The 18,580-nt window shown below is 40.4% G+C and carries 10 protein-coding genes; 6 read left to right on the top strand and 4 right to left on the bottom strand.

Features of this window, described 5'->3' with window-relative positions; genetic code table 11:
* The first annotated feature begins 34 nt into the window (after positions 1-34).
* Positions 35-1,348, top strand: a complete 1,314-nt coding sequence (locus GGR21_RS06975) for an ArnT family glycosyltransferase (protein ID WP_246348013.1) — start codon at positions 35-37, stop codon at positions 1,346-1,348.
* 38 nt (positions 1,349-1,386) lie between these two features.
* Here GGR21_RS06975 and GGR21_RS06970 read toward each other — a convergent pair whose 3' ends face one another.
* From GGR21_RS06970 to GGR21_RS06955, 4 genes are all read right to left on the bottom strand, one after another.
* Entirely contained in the window at positions 1,387-2,169 is a 783-nt protein-coding gene (locus tag GGR21_RS06970) for a prephenate dehydrogenase/arogenate dehydrogenase family protein (RefSeq protein WP_183306483.1), read from the bottom strand.
* Between the two features lie 256 nt (positions 2,170-2,425).
* On the bottom strand, positions 2,426-3,796 hold the full coding sequence (locus GGR21_RS06965) for an efflux transporter outer membrane subunit (protein ID WP_183306482.1): 1,371 nt from the start codon (positions 3,794-3,796) through the stop codon (positions 2,426-2,428).
* Positions 3,797-3,798: 2 nt separating this feature from the next.
* On the bottom strand, positions 3,799-6,948 hold the full coding sequence (locus GGR21_RS06960; RefSeq protein WP_183306481.1) for an efflux RND transporter permease subunit: 3,150 nt from the start codon (positions 6,946-6,948) through the stop codon (positions 3,799-3,801).
* Positions 6,945-8,117, bottom strand: coding sequence for an efflux RND transporter periplasmic adaptor subunit (locus GGR21_RS06955; protein WP_183306480.1), 1,173 nt, complete (start codon positions 8,115-8,117; stop codon positions 6,945-6,947). Before GGR21_RS06955 ends, GGR21_RS06960 begins: the two co-directional genes overlap by 4 nt.
* Positions 8,118-8,841: 724 nt before the next feature.
* On the opposite strand from GGR21_RS06955, the gene GGR21_RS06950 reads away from it, so the two are divergent.
* The 5 genes from GGR21_RS06950 to GGR21_RS06930 all read left to right on the top strand — a co-directional run bounded on the left by GGR21_RS06950 (position 8,842) and on the right by GGR21_RS06930 (position 18,563).
* Positions 8,842-11,856, top strand: a complete 3,015-nt coding sequence (locus GGR21_RS06950) for a SusC/RagA family TonB-linked outer membrane protein (protein WP_183306479.1) — start codon at positions 8,842-8,844, stop codon at positions 11,854-11,856.
* Positions 11,857-11,877: 21 nt separating this feature from the next.
* Positions 11,878-13,473: a RagB/SusD family nutrient uptake outer membrane protein gene (locus GGR21_RS06945; protein ID WP_183306478.1), complete on the top strand. Its 1,596-nt coding sequence runs from the start codon at positions 11,878-11,880 to the stop codon at positions 13,471-13,473.
* A gap of 23 nt (positions 13,474-13,496) precedes the next feature.
* Positions 13,497-14,666, top strand: a complete 1,170-nt coding sequence (locus tag GGR21_RS06940; protein WP_183306477.1) for a SusF/SusE family outer membrane protein — start codon at positions 13,497-13,499, stop codon at positions 14,664-14,666.
* 175 nt (positions 14,667-14,841) lie between these two features.
* Positions 14,842-17,058 carry a glycoside hydrolase family 97 protein gene (locus GGR21_RS06935; protein WP_183306476.1) on the top strand — a complete coding sequence of 739 codons (2,217 nt, stop codon included), beginning with the start codon at positions 14,842-14,844 and terminating at the stop codon, positions 17,056-17,058.
* 173 nt (positions 17,059-17,231) lie between these two features.
* The gene (locus GGR21_RS06930; protein WP_183306475.1) at positions 17,232-18,563 is read left to right on the top strand and encodes a PhoH family protein; all 1,332 of its coding nucleotides are present in this window, start codon (positions 17,232-17,234) and stop codon (positions 18,561-18,563) included.
* The last annotated feature ends 17 nt before the right edge of the window (positions 18,564-18,580 follow it).

Below are 18,580 nucleotides of genomic sequence, written 5' to 3'. Positions count from 1 at the left end.
TATAAAGCATTACCTTTGAATAAATAAATTTACATTGAGATCCTTAGATAAAATATGGCAGGCTATGGTTGGCAATCCGGTAAAAACGATTGTCATAACGGCTGTTTTTATCCGAATAACAATAGTCATGGTGTATGGACAGATGACTCCATATCCCGACAGTGAAGGCTATATGTCTTTAGGTTTGCGGTTTCTCAATTTGGATTTGTCAGGCTATGAAGGTGAACGCTCTCCCGGTTATCCTTTTCTGTTGGCGCTATGCAGTTTACCCTTTATATCGAGCCATGGGATTATTCCTTTGGGAATACTTCTGCCGCAACTGATTATGGGAATTGTTGCCCTTGTACTATTGTATAAGATATGCTTACTTCTGGGAAAAGAAAAAGGATTGGCTTTAGCTGTCACACTTATATTTACCGCCTATATTCCCGCTGTCTTTTTCGAAATGGCAGTCCTTACAGAAACGCTGTCTTTGTTTGTGATAAGCCTGATATTTTACTTCTTTTTTCAGGAAATAGCAGGAGATAGGAACCGGCTTGTGTGGCTGGTTATACTTTGTAGTTACCTGGTACTGATAAAGCCTTTCTATATATTCTTACCTTTTGTTTTGTTAGCCATTTTCTTGCTCAAAAAGAGATCGCTGAAATACATTCTGATCTTCATTTTTCCTCTTTTAGCTTTTCTGGGTTGGTCGTATGTCAATAAAATAAATACAGGATATTTTGTATCAACGACTTTCTATGGATTCAATCTGGCTCAGAATTGTGTATCGTTTGCCGAAAATACAACACCCGAATTTCAGCAGATAGGAGATATTTATGCCAAATACAGGGATAACAGGACGACCGATAAAGAAGAATCCATGGCAATATGGGAGGCTTATCCTGAACTGACTGAAAATACAGGATTATCATTTCCCGATTTGTCAAAGAAGCTCTATGATTATAGCATAGCCACAATAAAGAAAAATCCTGGGAGCTACCTGGGACAGGTCTTTATCTCATGGTGCGATTTCTGGAAGACTTCACTCTATTGGGAGCCTCATAATTTTGCTGTACCGGAAGCCGGTCAGCCTGTACTTTATATTACTTATGCAGAGCGGATTTTGTTCCAGTTGATAAAAATACTCTTTGTCCTGCTTATTCCATATAATATCATAAGAGGAATACGAAAGAGGAAGGTAGAGCCACCGTTTATTATTTCTCTGGTTGTTTTAACTGCCTCCTTATTGCAAGCCTTTGTTACTTATGGAACAAACTCCCGTTTTAGCTTTCCTTTCGAAAGCCTGATTCTAATCTCGGTAGTATTAAATCTGATAATGTACAGAAAGAAAAAGGCCACACAGTGACACTATGCAGCTCTTCTATCAATCAATTATAATACTGTCTAGCTTTTTTCGGCTATATTTCCTCTTACTTTGGTAAGGAATTGTTTCATTGCGGCACTATCCTTTTTCTCTATTATTTCCAGCAGATTTTTAAGCTCTTTACGGATACTTTCCACCTGTCCCGGGGTGTATGGATTGAAGAGAATTTCAGTCAGAAGGAAATCATCCTCCGATAATAGTCCACGTGCGATATTCATATGCCTTTTGAAAGTTGTTCCCGGAGCTTCCTGATGCTTCATCACCGATGCAAAAACAAGCGTGGACGCAAACGGAATGGACAGCGAGTAAGCAATCGTTTCATCATGCTCTTCGAAAGTATATTCGAATACATTTAATTTCAGACTATTATACAAATCTTTGAAGAATATCTTTCCCCAGTGGTTCGATTCAGAGATAACGATAGCACTCTCTCTGCTCAAATCATTCAAACTGGCGAATGTAGGGCCAAACATCGGGTGAGTGGATGCATACGGATGTCCTGATTTTTCGTAATATTCTTTCAATCCTGTTTTTACCGATGCTATGTCTGACAGGATACATTCCTTGCCCAGATAAGGCAGAACTGCATCGAAAGCCTGAATTGTATATTTCAGTGTGGCAGCATTGATCACAATTTCCGGATCGAAATCCTTTATTTCTTCCGGTTTGCTCATCCTTACCACATTGTAAACAAATCTCAACCGTTTGGGATCGATGTCGAAAACCGCTACTTCGTGTTCGAAGCTAAGTACATCTGCAAAAAAGGAACCCATTTTTCCGGCTCCAAGTATCAATATCTTCATTCCTTAAAAAATTAATGATGCAAATATAGATATTAGTTATAAGTTATGAGTAATGAATGATAAATTTTCGGAAGGCAGTATCATACAGTTTTAACTAAAAGATGACAAAAATGGCATTTTTATCAAAGATCGCTCCTCCTTTCTATTTAACTCCTTTAACACCCCTGACTACTCCACTTATAGATAAACTTCTACAATTACAATAAAAAAGGCATCCATAACGGAATGCCTTTGATTACATATAACAATAATATTTTCATTTCGTTAGTCCGCCGCCGAGAGCTTTATATAAAGCTACCACCGAAACCAGTTCATTCAATGTCGCGTTATTCAATGCAATTTCTGCGTCGAACAACTGGCGCTGGGCATCCAGCAGGTCGATATAGCGGATCGCCCCATTCACATATTGTATCGTTGCCAGTTCGTGATACGATTTGGCCGATTTGTAAAGTGCTTCTTGTGAGCGATATACCTCCTTCATTTTATTAAAAGTATTGATTGAATTATTTACTTCCTTAAACGCCTCAAGCACCGCTTTTTCGTAACGATAAACTTCCTGCTCATACGCAGCTTTTGCTGCGTTATGCTTTGCCTTGTTCTTTCCCATATTGAATATCGGGCCTGTCAGTATCCCCGATATAAACCATGTAGGGCTTTTCAGGAAATCTGTCAGCTCTTCATTTTCAAAACCTAACCGGCCAGTCAAACTCAACGACGGGAACATTTCGGTATGCGCTATACCGACTTCTGCGTTTGCCTGTATCAGCTTCTGTTCTGCCTGAATCATATCTGGGCGACGTTTTAGTAATGAGGACGGTAGATCTACAGGTAAACTCTGAGGTACTTCCTGGTGATCTATATCTTCCCCTCTGGGGATAGAGCCAATAGGAAATTCACCGACAAGAATAAATAAGTCATTCTCTTTCAGTTTCATTTCATTCTCAAGCGCAGGGATCAGCGTCTCGGTACGGGCCAGCTCCACTAGACTCTGACGATAAGGTATTTCGGATGTCAGACCTCCTTCGTAACGCAATTTTGCGAAACGTACCCCCTCACGCCGGGCTTCCAGTGTTTGCTTAACAATTTCCAATTCACGGTCGAGAGCTTTCAGTTCAAAATACGACTGGGCAACCTGCGCCACAATTGTCAGGTGTAAAGCCCGCTGAGCCTCAATAGTCTGCAAATATGCTGCTATAGCAGCATCGTTTGCCCACCGCAGTTTTCCCCAGATATCGAGTTCCCAGCCTACATTCAAATTTGCTCTTACTTCCGGATCGTATGTCTTTTTATCTCCGTTATAGTTCAGGTATTCTCTTTGTCCTGCAACTTCACCGCCTATTTCGGGAAACAGGTTGGCGAAACTTATCCGTTTTTTAGCGGCCATCTCTTTTATACGGGCAACAGCAACGAGCATATCCTTATTGTATTCCAATGCATTTGTTATCATACCTTGCAGTACTGTGTCGGTATATAACGTACTCCATCCGATATCCGAAGCATCACCTTCGAGAGTACCTCTAGAATCGAAAGCCCGGGGTATATCCATTTCCGGCTGTTTGTATTTCTGCCCTATTTTACAAGAAGAAAATAAGACAAGCAATACAAGTATATATTTAAGCTTAGCCATTTTTAGCGTCTTTTTATTATCCTTTTCAATCTTAATGCCTTCGGAAACCTTAGTTCCGGTATTCTAAACCGGTTCTTCACTTTATAAACCATGACAAAGAAGAACGGAACCAGTATGATTCCTATTGTAACGGCAACAATCATACCAAAGAATACACCTGTACCAATTGAATGCCTGCTTGCTGAACCTGGCCCTGAGGCGATTACCATAGGCAACATACCCAACACAAAAGCCAGAGATGTCATCAGGATGGGACGGAAACGGAGCTTGGCGGCCTGCATAGCTGCAAATACGGGCTGCATACCCGAATCTACTTGTATTTTAGCAAATTCGACAATCAATATGGCATTCTTCGCCGCAAGCCCAATGAGTGTGACCAGACCAATCTGGAAATAAACATCACTCTCAAGTCCCAGAATCCAGATTCCCAGAAATGCACCTAACGCAGCAACCGGCAACGACAATATAACAGATATAGGAACTGTCCAACTCTCATACAATGCTGCAAGAAACAGAAATACGAACATGAATACAAGCCCCAGTACAATTCCGGTTTGCCCGCTGGCTTTTTGTTCCTGAAACGACAAGCCACTCCATGCAACACCTATATTTTCGGGTAAGTGTTCTTTTGTTATTTTTTCTATTTCCTCCATAGCCTGCCCCGAACTGTAACCAGAAGATGGAGTTACCGACATCGAAGCAGAAGTGTACATATTGAACCTGGTAATATTACCAGGTCCTGTTGTATAACTGGTTTTACCCAAAGCGGAGAGTGGAACCATGCTCCCATTAGCGGCCTTTACATAAAACAGGTTTATATCGTCAGCTGTCGCTCTGTACGACTGGTCGGCCTGTATATAGACTTTGTATATACGGTTAAACATATTGAAATCGTTGACATATACCGATCCCAGATAAGCTTTCATTGTAGAGAATATATCAGACATAGGAACACCCAGCAACATGGCCTGATCACGGTCTACATCGAAATAAAGCTGAGGTATTTCCGGCTGAAGCGACGAGGACACATTCGATAACACTTTCGATTTATTGGCATAATACATAAATGTATCAGTTGCAACCACCAGATCGTCCCATGTAGCGTCTGAACGAGCCTGTAATTTCATTTCCACACCTCCGGCCGAACCTAATCCCGGAATGGCCGGCGGACGGCTTACAAAAGCTCTTATTTCAGGGTAATTATAATATTCCTTTTGAACGTCGCGCATTACTTCGTCCACACCTACACTTCTTTCTTTCCATGATTTCAGGATAACGGTTAAGGTAGTACGTCCCTGATTCGTCCCTACACGAGGACTCGAACCCGTTACATTCTGTACATATTGTACAGCATCATGGCTGTCAAGATAGGCAATCGCCCTCCCGGTAACAGTACGCATACGCTCCAGGGTTGTTCCCTCGGGCATTTCCAGTTCCACTGTAAAATAGCCCTGATCTTCCTGCGGAAGAAAACTACTTGGCACTACCCTGTTCAAAACAAATATAAAGATGAGCACCATACCAAATCCTGCCATTATCCGGCGTGGATTGTTGATAACTTTCATCAGTATATTTGCATATTTAGTATTTCCTTTGCTCAGCCATTCATTTATTTTACGAAAGACAGCATTCTTCTGACTCTCTTCTTTTGACGGACGAAGAATTATCGCACACATGGCCGGACTCAGTGTTAACGCCACAACCGCTGAAATCAAAACCGAAACTACAATCGTTACCGAAAACTGTCTGTATAACGATCCGGTGATACCATCGAGAAAACTTACAGGGACAAAGACTGCGGCTAACACTAGGGATGTAGCAATCAATGCTCCCGCCAGTTGGTTCATCGCCAAATGGGTCGCTTCACGTGCACCGATCTTTTTCTCATCCATTATCCGCTCCACGTTTTCGACGACGACAATGGCGTCATCCACAACGATACCGATAGATAGAACAAGACCTAGCAATGTCAGCATATTCAGTGAAAATCCCATCGCCAGCATAAATCCGAATGTACCTATCAGTGATATCGGAACGGCGACTATCGGGATAAGTGACGCCCTCCAGTTCTGTAAAGAGAGGAATACGACCACAATTACGAGAAATAATGCTTCGAAAAGTGTCTTATAGACCTCGTGAATAGACTCTCCGATATATTCAGTCATATCGAACGGAATCAAATAATCCAATCCTTCCGGGAAATCCTGTTTAATGGTCACCATAGCAGCTTTTACTTCCCCGGCAACCTCCATCGCATTTGCTCCCGGGAGCAGATAGATACTAAGCATAGTGGCATATTTGCCATTCAGCCCGCTTTCTGTATTATAGGATGACGCTTCGAGTGAAACCCGTGCGACATCACGCATACGAATAAATGAACCGTCGCTGTCTGCTTTTACAACAATATCTTCAAATTCACCCACTGTAGACAAACGCCCCTGCGCAGTGATCGGCATAGCCACATCTACATTTACAATAGGTTGTTTTCCCAGCTCTCCGGCTGCTGATTCACGATTTTGATCCTTCAGTGCATCTTGCAGGTCTTTAACTGTAAGACCAAAACTGGCAAGCCTGTCGGGATATACCCATATCTGCATACCATAGTAGCGACTACCGACATTAGATACCCGTCCAACGCCCGGTATACGGCGAATCACATCCAGTATGTTTATAGTAGCATAGTTACTTAGGTATATTTCATCATATTTTGGATCATCCGAAGTCAGGGCAATAGTCATCAGCTGTCCCGGAGCTTGTTTTTCTACAGAGATACCACTCTGCAAAACCTCGGCAGGCAGGCGGGATTCTGCAAGTTTTACCCTATTCTGTATTTCTACAGCAGCCAGATCGGCGTTAGTACTTACATCGAATGTAACTGTAATGGACAATCCTCCGGAATTGGAACTGCTCGATTCCATATAAATCATACCCGGTGTACCATTCAGTTCCTGTTCGATGGGAGTGGCTACGGCCTGTGACACAGTAGTGGCATTCGCACCCGGATATGAGGCGCTAATCTTTACCACAGGAGGTGTTATTTGCGGATATTGCTCTATTGGCAATAGGAATAAGCCAATGATACCTATAATAACTATCAGTATAGACAATACCGTAGATAAAACAGGCCTTTCTATAAAAAATCCAGGCTTCATTTTTTAGCCTCCTCTTTTTGTTCGTTAGCTATTTCCTGTTCTTCTATATTTTTTTCTTCTTCCTCGCTTCGGGCTATTACCTTTTGTCCATGTGCCAGTTTCTGATAACCTTCAACTACTATTTTTTCATCGGTAGTCAGACCTCTGGTTACCACAATTTTATTGTTTTGCTCGGGACCTGTTTCAATATATCTCTTTTCAACTATACTATCGGGACGGACCACAAAGATAAATGCACCTCCTTTTTCTATCGAGATAGCTTTACGGGGAACCACTACGGCATTCTCTAATACATCTAATAAGAGTTTTACCCGGGTAAATTGTCCGGGAAGAAGTACCTGATTTGGATTAGGCAAGACAGCACGCACCCCGAAAGTTCCGGTTTTGGGATCGACTTGCGGTGAAGCAAAGTCCACAATCCCTTTTTCATTATATATTGTATTATCAGCCAAAGTAACTACTACCGTTGGCTGCCATGAACGGGTAGAATCCTGTTCTCCCAGATGTACATTCCTGCGCTGGCTACGCAGATAATCGAGAGATGTGAGCTTGAAATCCACTAATACGGTATCCCTTTTAACAACTGTGGCTAATAAAGATTTCGAATTTCCCACCAGCGTACCGATATCTACATAGCGCTCACTTATATATCCCGACAACGGGGACCTGACCACTGTGTAGCTGAGTTCGAGTTCTGCCTGTTCCAGATCGGCTTTGCTCATAGCGACATCCGCTTTCGACATATTCAGCGCGGCAACAGCATTATCAAGATCCAATCGGCTGGCGGCGTTCTGATTATAAAGGGGTTCGATACGGGCAAGGTCGCTTTCAGCTTTAAGTTCTTGAGCTTCATCCCGTTTCAGCTGTGCTTTTGCTTTTTCTACCCGGGCCTTATAAGGCTTGTTATTTATATAAAATAACGCTTCCCCAGCTCTGACTTCTTTACCTTCGTTAAATGTCATCCGCTCCAGGAAACCTTCTACCCGGGCATGTATCTCTACACTACGGGATGCTCTGATAAGTCCTACATAGTCTCCATATATCTCAATATTGTCTACAGCTACAGGTTCGACCTCGACAATAGGATAATCAACTTCGGTCTTCTTACATCCGGTTAACAGAATGAAACAAAATACTGTTAACACCACCTTTATTTTCTTACTACTCATATAAAAGATAGATTGTTTTATATATTTTTTAAACTATCTGCCATCATTTATTGTTTCTTATCTATAGCATTGGGCATTCAGCGGATCAATAGTCAAATGACAAATATTTAACAATTGTCTATATAAATTTGTTTTAACGTCAATTTTGAAAGAATGTACAAATTTATAAAATACTAATTCATCTGTGGTATAAGATTATGCAAATAAAATGAAATATTATAGTAAACTATTGAAAATTAGCAGATAATAACATCATTTTGATTTTAAACTTCGCAATCGTTTGCATAACAAAAACTCAATATTTGTAAAATCTTATACTCAAAATGAAAATAGTTGTTATGATATTTGTGTTACAATCCATAAGTACCATGAAAGAAAATACCCAGAGATTTAATTGTGTACTTATATATTTAAACAATTTGGCAAAATAGGACATAATTAAAAAATATGCAAATAAAATCACAAAATATATTATTGCTTTCTACCATTTTTTCTTTTGAAAATTTGGCAGTTAGCTCTATTTTGTTAGAGAGAGAGAGAGAGAGAGAGAGAGAGAGAGAGAGTAACATTTATAACAGACATACAAAAGACCCTTACTTTAAATAGCTAAAACTCTATTTAAAGCAGGGGTCTTTTTCTATATTCAATCATAACGTTTTCATAAAACCGTGAATAAAAAGTAATCAATCAAATCAATATTAACGTTAATCTTAATATTATTCAAATGGAAAGAAAGGTTAAGAACAGATGTGTAAAAATATTCCTGATACTTATGTTAGGGATATTTACGTTATCATCAGCAATGTACGCCCAAGGCGGAACAATTACAGTGAGAGGTAATGTAAAGGACAACCTCAACGAGCCTATTATCAGTGGTAGTGTTGTCGTGAAAGGAACTACAACCGGAACTGTAACAGACATGGATGGTAACTATGTGTTGAACAATGTGCCAGCCGATGCTACATTGGTATTTTCATATGTAGGGTTCAAAACCCAGGAAGTACTTGTTGCCGGCAAAACTACGATTAATGTATCACTGGCAGAAGATGTGGAAATGCTTCAGGATGTGGTGATAATCGGTTATGGTAGCGTTAGGAAAGATGATTTGACAGGTGCAATTACTCCAATAGGTGAAAAAGACTTCCAAAAAGGAGTTGTGACTTCACCCAGCGAGTTAATCACAGGTAAAGTCGCTGGTGTACAAATCACTTCTAATGGAGGTAGAGCCGGGTCGGGAGCACGCATCCGAATCAGAGGGGGAGCCTCTCTTAGTGCAACAAACGATCCTCTTATCGTTATTGACAATGTGCCTATGGATGTAGGTGGCTTGTCAGGATCTACAGATGTATTATCTACTCTGAATCCGAATGACATAGAATCGATGAACGTATTGAAAGATGCATCTGCAACTGCTATTTATGGTTCCAGGGCATCCAATGGGGTTATAATTATCACTACAAAAAAAGGAAGCCTTGGCCAAAAGTTAAATGTAAATATCTCGAGCCAAAACTCGATATCTACTGTAGCTAAAAAAGTGGATGTATTGACTGGAGATGAACTTCGTGAAATCGTTTTGAACAATCCTTATTCATCAGACAGATATACAAGTTTACTGGGCGATGCCAATACTGACTGGCAAGACGAAATATTCCGTACGGCATTTACTACCGACAATAATGTGAGCATATCAGGATCATTTAATAATATGCCATACAGGGCTTCAGTTGCATTCCTTAGTCAGGATGGTATTCTTAAAACTGACAATATGAAGCGTACAACAGCTTCTATCAGTTTATCACCTAAATTTCTTGAAGATCATCTGAGTGTGAACCTGAACTTAAAAGGAACATATTCCAGCCAAAGATTCGGTAACGGTGATGCGATAGGCGCAGCCCTTCGTATGGATCCTACCAAACCTGTAAAGGCCGAAGGTTTTGAAAATTTTGGTGGATATTGGACATGGGGAAGTTCAACAAAACCAGATCCATTGGCTACAAAAAATCCGGTAGCCCTGCTGGAAAGCCGTCACGATGAGTCGGATGTTTATCGCAGCATCGGAAACATTCAGTTCGATTACAAAATGCATTTTTTGCCAGAGTTGAGAGCTAATCTGAATTTAGGTTATGATGTAGCACAGGGCAAAGGTAACGTTGCTGTTGAGGCGTGGGCGCCACAAGCTTATAATACAGTTTCTGATGAAGGTGGTGATGGCGGTGAGCGCACAAAATATGACCAGAAAAAGAGAAATCTATTGATGGAGTTTTATCTCAATTATGCAAAAGATTTGAAAGAGATAAACAGTCGTATTGATATTATGGGAGGTTATACCTATCAGGACTGGAAAACAACCGATAAGAATTTTGCAAGGACAAATTATGCAGGTGATGTAATTTTGGAAGAAGTAACTTTCCCTACATCTGAAAATCAAAACACATTGATATCTTATTACGGACGTCTTAATTATACATTCATGAACCGCTATCTGGTAACTGCGACTGTTCGTCGTGACGGTTCATCCCGTTTCAACAAAGACAACCGTTGGGGAACATTCCCTTCTGTAGCATTAGCATGGCGTATAAGTGAAGAAAGCTTTATGCAAGGCTTTAGCAAACTCAGCAACCTTAAACTTCGTTTAGGCTATGGTGTCACAGGCCAGCAGGAAATAGGGAATTATGAATATCTGCCTAAGTATAGCTACGGACAAACTACAGGACAAATTCAATTTGGCGATAGTTTCTATCACACATGGCGTCCCGACGGATATGACAAAGACCGTAAATGGGAACAAACTCAGACATATAATATTGGTATAGATTACGGATTTTTCGACAACAGAGTATCTGGAGCCATCGATTATTATTACAAGAAAACAAAAGACCTGCTGAATTACATTCCATTACCGATTGGTAGCAATTATACAAATGCTATTGTTAAAAATATCGGGGAATTAAATAACCGTGGTTTGGAAGCGAATGTGAACGTTGTTGCCATAGACACCAAAGATATCCAATGGGATCTGGGATTCAATGTAACATACAATAAAACCAAGATTACAAAAATGTCATTGAATGATGGAGCAAATTCCACTTATATTGGTGCACGTGTCGGTGGCATTTCGGGAGGTACCGGTAGTAATATACAGATACATTCGGTAGGCTACGCTCCATTTGCATTCTATGTGTACAAACAAATATATGATGAAGAAACAGGCAAACCTATTGAAGGTGCCTATGTAGACCTGAACGGAGATGGTACCATCAATGAAGAAGACCTCTACAGATATAAGAAAGCCGAACCGGATGTATATATGGGATTCAATACAAATTTCAGATATAAAGAATGGTCATTGGGTACATCTTTGAGAACCAGTCTGGGTAATTATATGTACAACAACATAAATTCCAATGCCGGAAATTATTCACAAGTCTTAAATCCGAACGATTATATACAAAATACGGTAAAAGATATCTACAATACCAATTTCTATAATCAGAACCTGTTCTCCGACTATTATGTACAGAACGCCTCGTTCCTGAAAATGGATTATATAACATTGGGATATGACTTTAAGAAAATACTGAATAATCCTAAAATAGGTCTTCGTGCCAACTTTACTGTGCAAAACGTATTTACGATCACAAAATACGATGGAGTAGACCCTGAAATCGGAGGAGGTATAGATAACAATTACTATCCTAGCCCACGTACATTTGTTTTAGGCTTAAATCTTAATTTCTAAATCGAGTTAAATTGAGTAATTATGAAAAAAATTAACTTATATATAAAATTTGTTTGTGTATCCCTCGCTGTATTGATGCTGGGGTCGTGTACAGACGATTTAAACAGATTCCCGATAAACGACAGTACAGATGAGGAAGTCTACAGTACATTCGACGGGTATAAGGGTTCTCTGGCTAAAGTTTATGCCGGATATACACTCACCGGGAACCAGGGGCCGGCCGGTTCTCCCGATATTTCAGGATTAGACGAAGGTACTTATGCCGATTTTATACGTGGATTCTTCAACGTACAGGAAGTGCCTACCGATGAAGCAAAATGTATCTGGCTTCAAGACACAGGTATTCCTGGGCTCAATGCCATCAATTTCTCTTCTGATAATCCTTTTGTTTCGGGATTTTATAACCGTTGTGTTGTTCACGTCATGTTTGCTAACGCTTTTTTAAGACTGGCGACCGAAGAACGGGCTGCAAGTAACGGTTTTAGTGCCGAAGAGATAACCGAGGTGAAACATTTCCGTGCCGAATCTCGTTTCCTGCGTGCATTTCAGTATTGGGTACTGATGGATGTATTTGGCAATCCTCCTTTTGTAGACGAAAATAGTGAGCTGGATGTCGCACCTCCGCAAATCAGTCGTAGTGACCTGTTCAAATATATTGAAACAGAGCTGTTGGATATAGAAAATCAATTGCCGGAACCTCGCCAAAATGAATATGGCCGTGCAGACCAGGCTGCTGTATGGGCTTTGCTTGCCCGTCTTTATCTGAATGCAGAAGTTTATACCGGACAGGCACGTTATACTGAGGCGATTACGTACAGTAAAAAAGTAATAGATGCCGGATTTTCATTGAAAGATAATTATGAGCATCTGTTCCTGGCTGATAACAATCTGGATAATAATGAAATAATATTGTCTATCAACTACGATGGCGTAAGAACTCAGAATTATGGAGGTACTACTTTCCTTATCAATTGTAGCTTTAACACCGTATTGGCAAACGATTATGGTTTGAATTACGGACTTACCGACAATGCCGGATGGGCAGGAAACCGTGCAACAAAAGGCTTAACAGACAGATTCGATAACAATGATAAACGTTTCCTTTTTGTTGGTGATGAACCTGAGATGGCTGATCTGACTAACTTCCGCCAGGGACTCGCTACGTATAAATATCGTAATATCACAAAAAGCGGAACTGTCGGCTCACATGTTAGATATGCCGATACCGATTTCCCTTTGTTTCGTCTGGCTGAGATGTACCTAATATATGCCGAAGCTATCAAAAGAGGTGGCACAGGTGGCTCTGAAGCAAATGCCCTTACTTACATGAATCTTTTGAGACAGAGAGCCTTTGGCGACACTTCCGAAAATTATGGATCTTTTGGAGCTGTTACTTTGGATGAAATACTTAACGAACGTTCACGTGAATTGTATTGGGAATGTCATCGTCGTACCGACCTGGTTCGTTTCGGAATGTTTACCACAGCCAGATATATATGGCCTTGGAAAGGTGGTATTGCAGATGGACGTTCGGTAAGCAGTCATTATAATATATATCCTATACCATCATCGGATATTATGGCAAATCCAAATTTAAGACAAAATCCAAATTATTAATCAATCTGTAAATAAGAAGCATTATGAAAAAGATTAATATATTACTTTTCTTCTTATCCGCACTCTTCATGTTCTCGGCATGCAGCAAAGATGAAGATAAAGTATACCTGTTGACTGCCGAAAACGCGACGGCTCCTACAGTAAATGTCGAAGGAGCATCGAATATTGTAGTTTCGGAAGAAATAATGAACACGTTCCCGGCCATATTAAATTGGTCGAGAGCCAATTTTGGGAAAGATATCGTTGTGGAATATATCTTAGAAATGGATACAACCGAATCTTTTGCAACAGCCAAATCTACATCGTTGGGTAATACTGTATTTTCGAGAGCCCTCTCCACAAGTGAACTTAATACCTGGGCTATGGGTTTTGGCGGTTACGACAGTGAAACCAACGAAGTATTTGAAACGTTCCTGAATATGCGTATTTTAGCTACACCCAGACTGGAAAGCAGTACTGTTGTGAATAAACCCGATACACTTTATTCGAATACAGTTTCCTTTATGGTATTGCCATACGTTGCAGAAGTACCGTTCAAAGACGTTATATATCTGACAGGATCGCTTATATCAGGCGTTGATGAATGGAACAACGATGCCAACGGAATAGGAAAGGGTCTGCAAATATTGTTTGCTGATGACAGCAAGATCGACAATAAAAAATATACATATACAGGTAGTTTTAAAGCCAATGCGGAATTTAAAATGCCAATAGCTGCCGGTAAATGGGATCCATGCTGGGGCAAGGGTACTGCCGCTGGTTCGCTTGTGCTGGAGAATAATTCCGCTAATGTAACAGGACCTTCAACAGCAGGTGTATACACTCTTTCTATCGATCTGGATGCTGAAACTTATTCTTTCGCGGCTTATACCGGAGCTACAACATCTCATACATTTATAGGAATTGTTGGAGATGCAACAGCCGGAGGATGGGATACTGATACCGAACTGACTCAAGTTTCGCCTCATATATGGGTAGCAACCTCTGCGGACCTGATTCCTGGAAAACTTAAATTCAGAGCAGACAAAGGCTGGGATATCAACTGGGGAGGAGAATCCGTAAACATGCCATTTGGTAAAGGTAGTCAAGGTGGAAGCGATCTTGAAATAACTAAAGCAGGAAATTATCTGGTAGCCCTTAACGATTTGACCGGACATTATGTAATTATTTTAAGAGAGAAATTACCTCAATAAATAAAAATAATGTACTAAGACTAAGATATTGAAAAAGCTATCCCTTTTGGGATGGCTTTTTCTTTTTTATCCCTGCAATCGTTTGCAAACTTTTTCACACTGTTTACTGTTCAAAAGAAAGGTGGTTACCTCCCAAAATAGTTCCTTTGTATTGTAAAAACTTTATATGTAAATCATGAAAAAGGTTATCAAACATTCCATTTTTATTTGTTTTTGTCTAATATCCTGCCTGATAAATGCTCAGGAAGTAAAATCCCCAAACGGAAATATAAGTCTTAAATTTTCACTACAAGCGGGTGGTGTACCAACATACAGTCTCACTTATAAAAGTAAAGATGTAATCAAGCCTAGCAAACTTGGATTGGAACTAAAAGATAACAGCAATGCTAATAATGACTTTAACGATTTTTCTGTAAAAAGGGTGGAAAAAGAACAAAAAGAGGATAAAGTATCTCTACTCAACGGATTTGATATAACCGATTCAAAAATATCTGCATTCGATGAAACATGGCAGCCTGTATGGGGCGAAACAAAAAATATCCGTAATCATTACAATGAACTGGCTGTTACCCTTAATCAAAGATCTACAGACAGGCACATCCTGATCCGGTTTCGTGTATTTGACGATGGACTCGGCTTTCGTTACGAATTCCCGGAACAAAATAATCTGGTTTACTTCGTTATAAAAGAAGAACGGACTCAGTTTGCTATGGCAGGAGACCACAAAGCGATATGGATTCCGGGCGATTACGACACACAGGAGTATGATTATACTACATCAAAACTTTCAGAAATCAGGGGATTGATGAGTAAAGCCATTACGCCGAACTCATCGCAGACTCCTTTCTCTCAGACAGGAGTACAAACAGCTTTGATGATGAAGTCCGATGACGGCTTATACATCAACCTACATGAAGCAGCCCTGATCAATTACTCATGTATGCATCTCAATCTGGATGACAAGAATATGGTATTCGAATCGTGGCTTACTCCCGATGCACAGGGATATAAAGGATATATGCAGGCTCCATGTAATACGCCATGGCGTACAGTAATCGTAAGTGACGATGCACGTGATATACTGGCTTCAAATATAACACTAAATCTGAATGAGCCGAGCAAAATCAAAGATACATCATGGATCAAGCCTGTGAAATATGTAGGCGTATGGTGGGAAATGATCACAGGAAAAAGCACATGGGCTTACACTAATGACCTACCAAGCGTTCAACTAGGTATCACGGATTATACCAAAACAAAGCCGAACGGTAAACATGGAGCTAACACTGCTCATGTAAAAGAATATATAGATTTTGCTGCCCTACACGGACTGGATGCCGTATTGGTAGAAGGATGGAACGAAGGCTGGGAAGACTGGTTCGGAAATTCGAAGGATTATGTTTTCGACTTTGTGACTCCATACCCTGATTTCAATATAAAAGAGCTGTACTCTTATGCCAAAAGTAAAGGAGTAAAACTGATGATGCACCACGAGACTTCATCATCTGTCCGTAACTATGAACGTCACCTGGATAAAGCATACCAGTTTATGGCAGACAACGGTTACAATTCAGTGAAAAGCGGGTATGTGGGCGATATCATCCCTCGAGGAGAGCATCACTACGGACAATGGATGGTAAACCATTACCAATATGCATTCGAAAAAGCCGCCGATTACAAGATCATGGTTAATGCACACGAAGCCGTACGTCCGACCGGAGTTCGCCGTACATGGCCTAACCTGATAGGTAATGAATCTGCCCGTGGAACAGAATATCAGGCATTCGGAGGAAGCAAACCAAACCATGTAACCGTATTGCCATTTACACGATTAATAGGTGGCCCGATGGATTATACTCCGGGAATTTTCAATATGGATGTAAGCAAATACAATCCGGATAACAACTCTCATGTAAACAGTACGCTTGCAAACCAACTGGCACTTTATGTGACTATGTACAGCCCGTTGCAGATGGCTGCCGACCTGATAGAGACATACAATCAGCATCTCGATGCATTCCAGTTCATCAAAGACGTAGCTCTTGACTGGGACGACAGCAAATATCTGGAAGCCGAGCCGGGTGAATATGTGACAGTAGCCCGCAAGGCTAAAGGGACAAACAACTGGTTTATAGGAAGTGTTTGCGATGAAAACGGCCGCACATCGAATCTCACATTCGACTTTCTCGATCCGGACAAAACATACATTGCAACAATATACAGCGATGCAAAGAATGCACATTACAAAACTAATCCCGAGGCATACGAAATACGTAAAGTCGTGGTTACAAACAAATCTAAACTTTCACAACAATGTGCCCCTGCCGGAGGTTATGCGATAAGTGTATTCGACGTAGATAAATCGCAGACGAAAGGTTTAAAGAAGCTATAAAAAAGGTAAGAAGTCAATTTGGTTATCAAAAGGTTGAAGTTGCTCCTATGATGGGAGCAGCTTTTTTTATTGAAAATGTTGATCTGTATTAGCAATTATTCATATTTATTATCATAAGAAATCAGCACAAAAAGACTATATTTATGTTATATAACCGAATATAGATATATTTTATGGCAAAAAAGAAGAAAAAGAATTTTGTACTTGATACAAACGTGATACTACACGATTTCAGATGTCTGGATAATTTTGAGGAAAATGATATATACCTTCCTATCGTAGTTTTGGAAGAACTCGATAAATTCAAAAAAGGTAATGACCAGATCAATTATAATGCACGGGAGTTTCTGCGTCAACTGGATGTGATAACCGACGATAGTTTATTTACCAATGGGACATCGTTGGGAAGCGGAATGGGAAATCTTTTCGTGGCCACGGGTATTAAGGATCAGGAGCGGGTAAGCGAAATGTTTCCCGAACGGATACCTGATCATCGCATTCTGTCTGCTGTGATGGAAATAGCGGAGCGTGATCCCAAAACAAAGACTATTCTGGTTACCAAAGATATAAATTTGAGGATGAAAGCCCGTTCCATTGGCCTGCTCGCCGAAGACTATATAAATGATAAGGTGGCCGATATCTTTATATTTGAGAAACAGCACAAAGTATTTGCCAATATCGATACGGCAACAATAGATAAGTTATACTCTTCGGCAGAGGGTATCGATTTCGATTCTCTTGATTTGGGAAATCCTGTCAATCCAAATGAATGTTTTGTAATGAAGAACGGTAAAAAAAGCGTATTGGCCCGGTACAACCCATTTGTCAATAAGATACGGCGAATAGAGAAACAAACCTGCTATGGAATTTTGCCCCGCAATGCCGAACAAACATTTGCTTTTGAGGTATTACTCGATCCTGAAATAAAGCTGGTTGCCCTCACCGGAAAAGCCGGAACCGGTAAAACTCTGCTTGCCCTGGCATCTGCATTAAAGCAAAGCGGAGAATATAACCAGATCTTATTGGCACGTCCTATTGTTGCATTAAGTAACAGGGAATTAGGCTTCCTCCCAGGAGACGAAAAGCAGAAAATCATGCCTTATATGCAGCCATTATTCGATAATCTGGGTGTTATAAAATCCCATATAGCTTATGGCGGTGCAGAATATCGTAATATAGAACAGCTTCAGACAGATAAAAGACTCGAAATAGAAGCCTTAGCCTATATCAGGGGGCGAAGCCTATCGGAAATGATCTGCATTATAGACGAAGCACAAAATCTAACCCCACATGAGATAAAAACAATCATAACCCGTGCTGGTGAGGGAACTAAGATGATATTTGCCGGTGACTTGCAACAGATAGATTCGCCCTATCTGGATGCGCAATCGAACGGGCTGGCATATATGATAGATAAGATGACCGGGCAGGATATCTTTGCCCATGTAAACCTGTTAAAAGGTGAACGAAGCAAATTATCGGAAATAGCCAGTACATTATTATAAATAAAAGAGAGGGACAT

Source organism: Dysgonomonas hofstadii (assembly GCF_014196915.1).
GTDB lineage: Bacteria > Bacteroidota > Bacteroidia > Bacteroidales > Dysgonomonadaceae > Dysgonomonas > Dysgonomonas hofstadii.
This window is presented reverse-complemented; position numbering and strand designations above follow the sequence as displayed.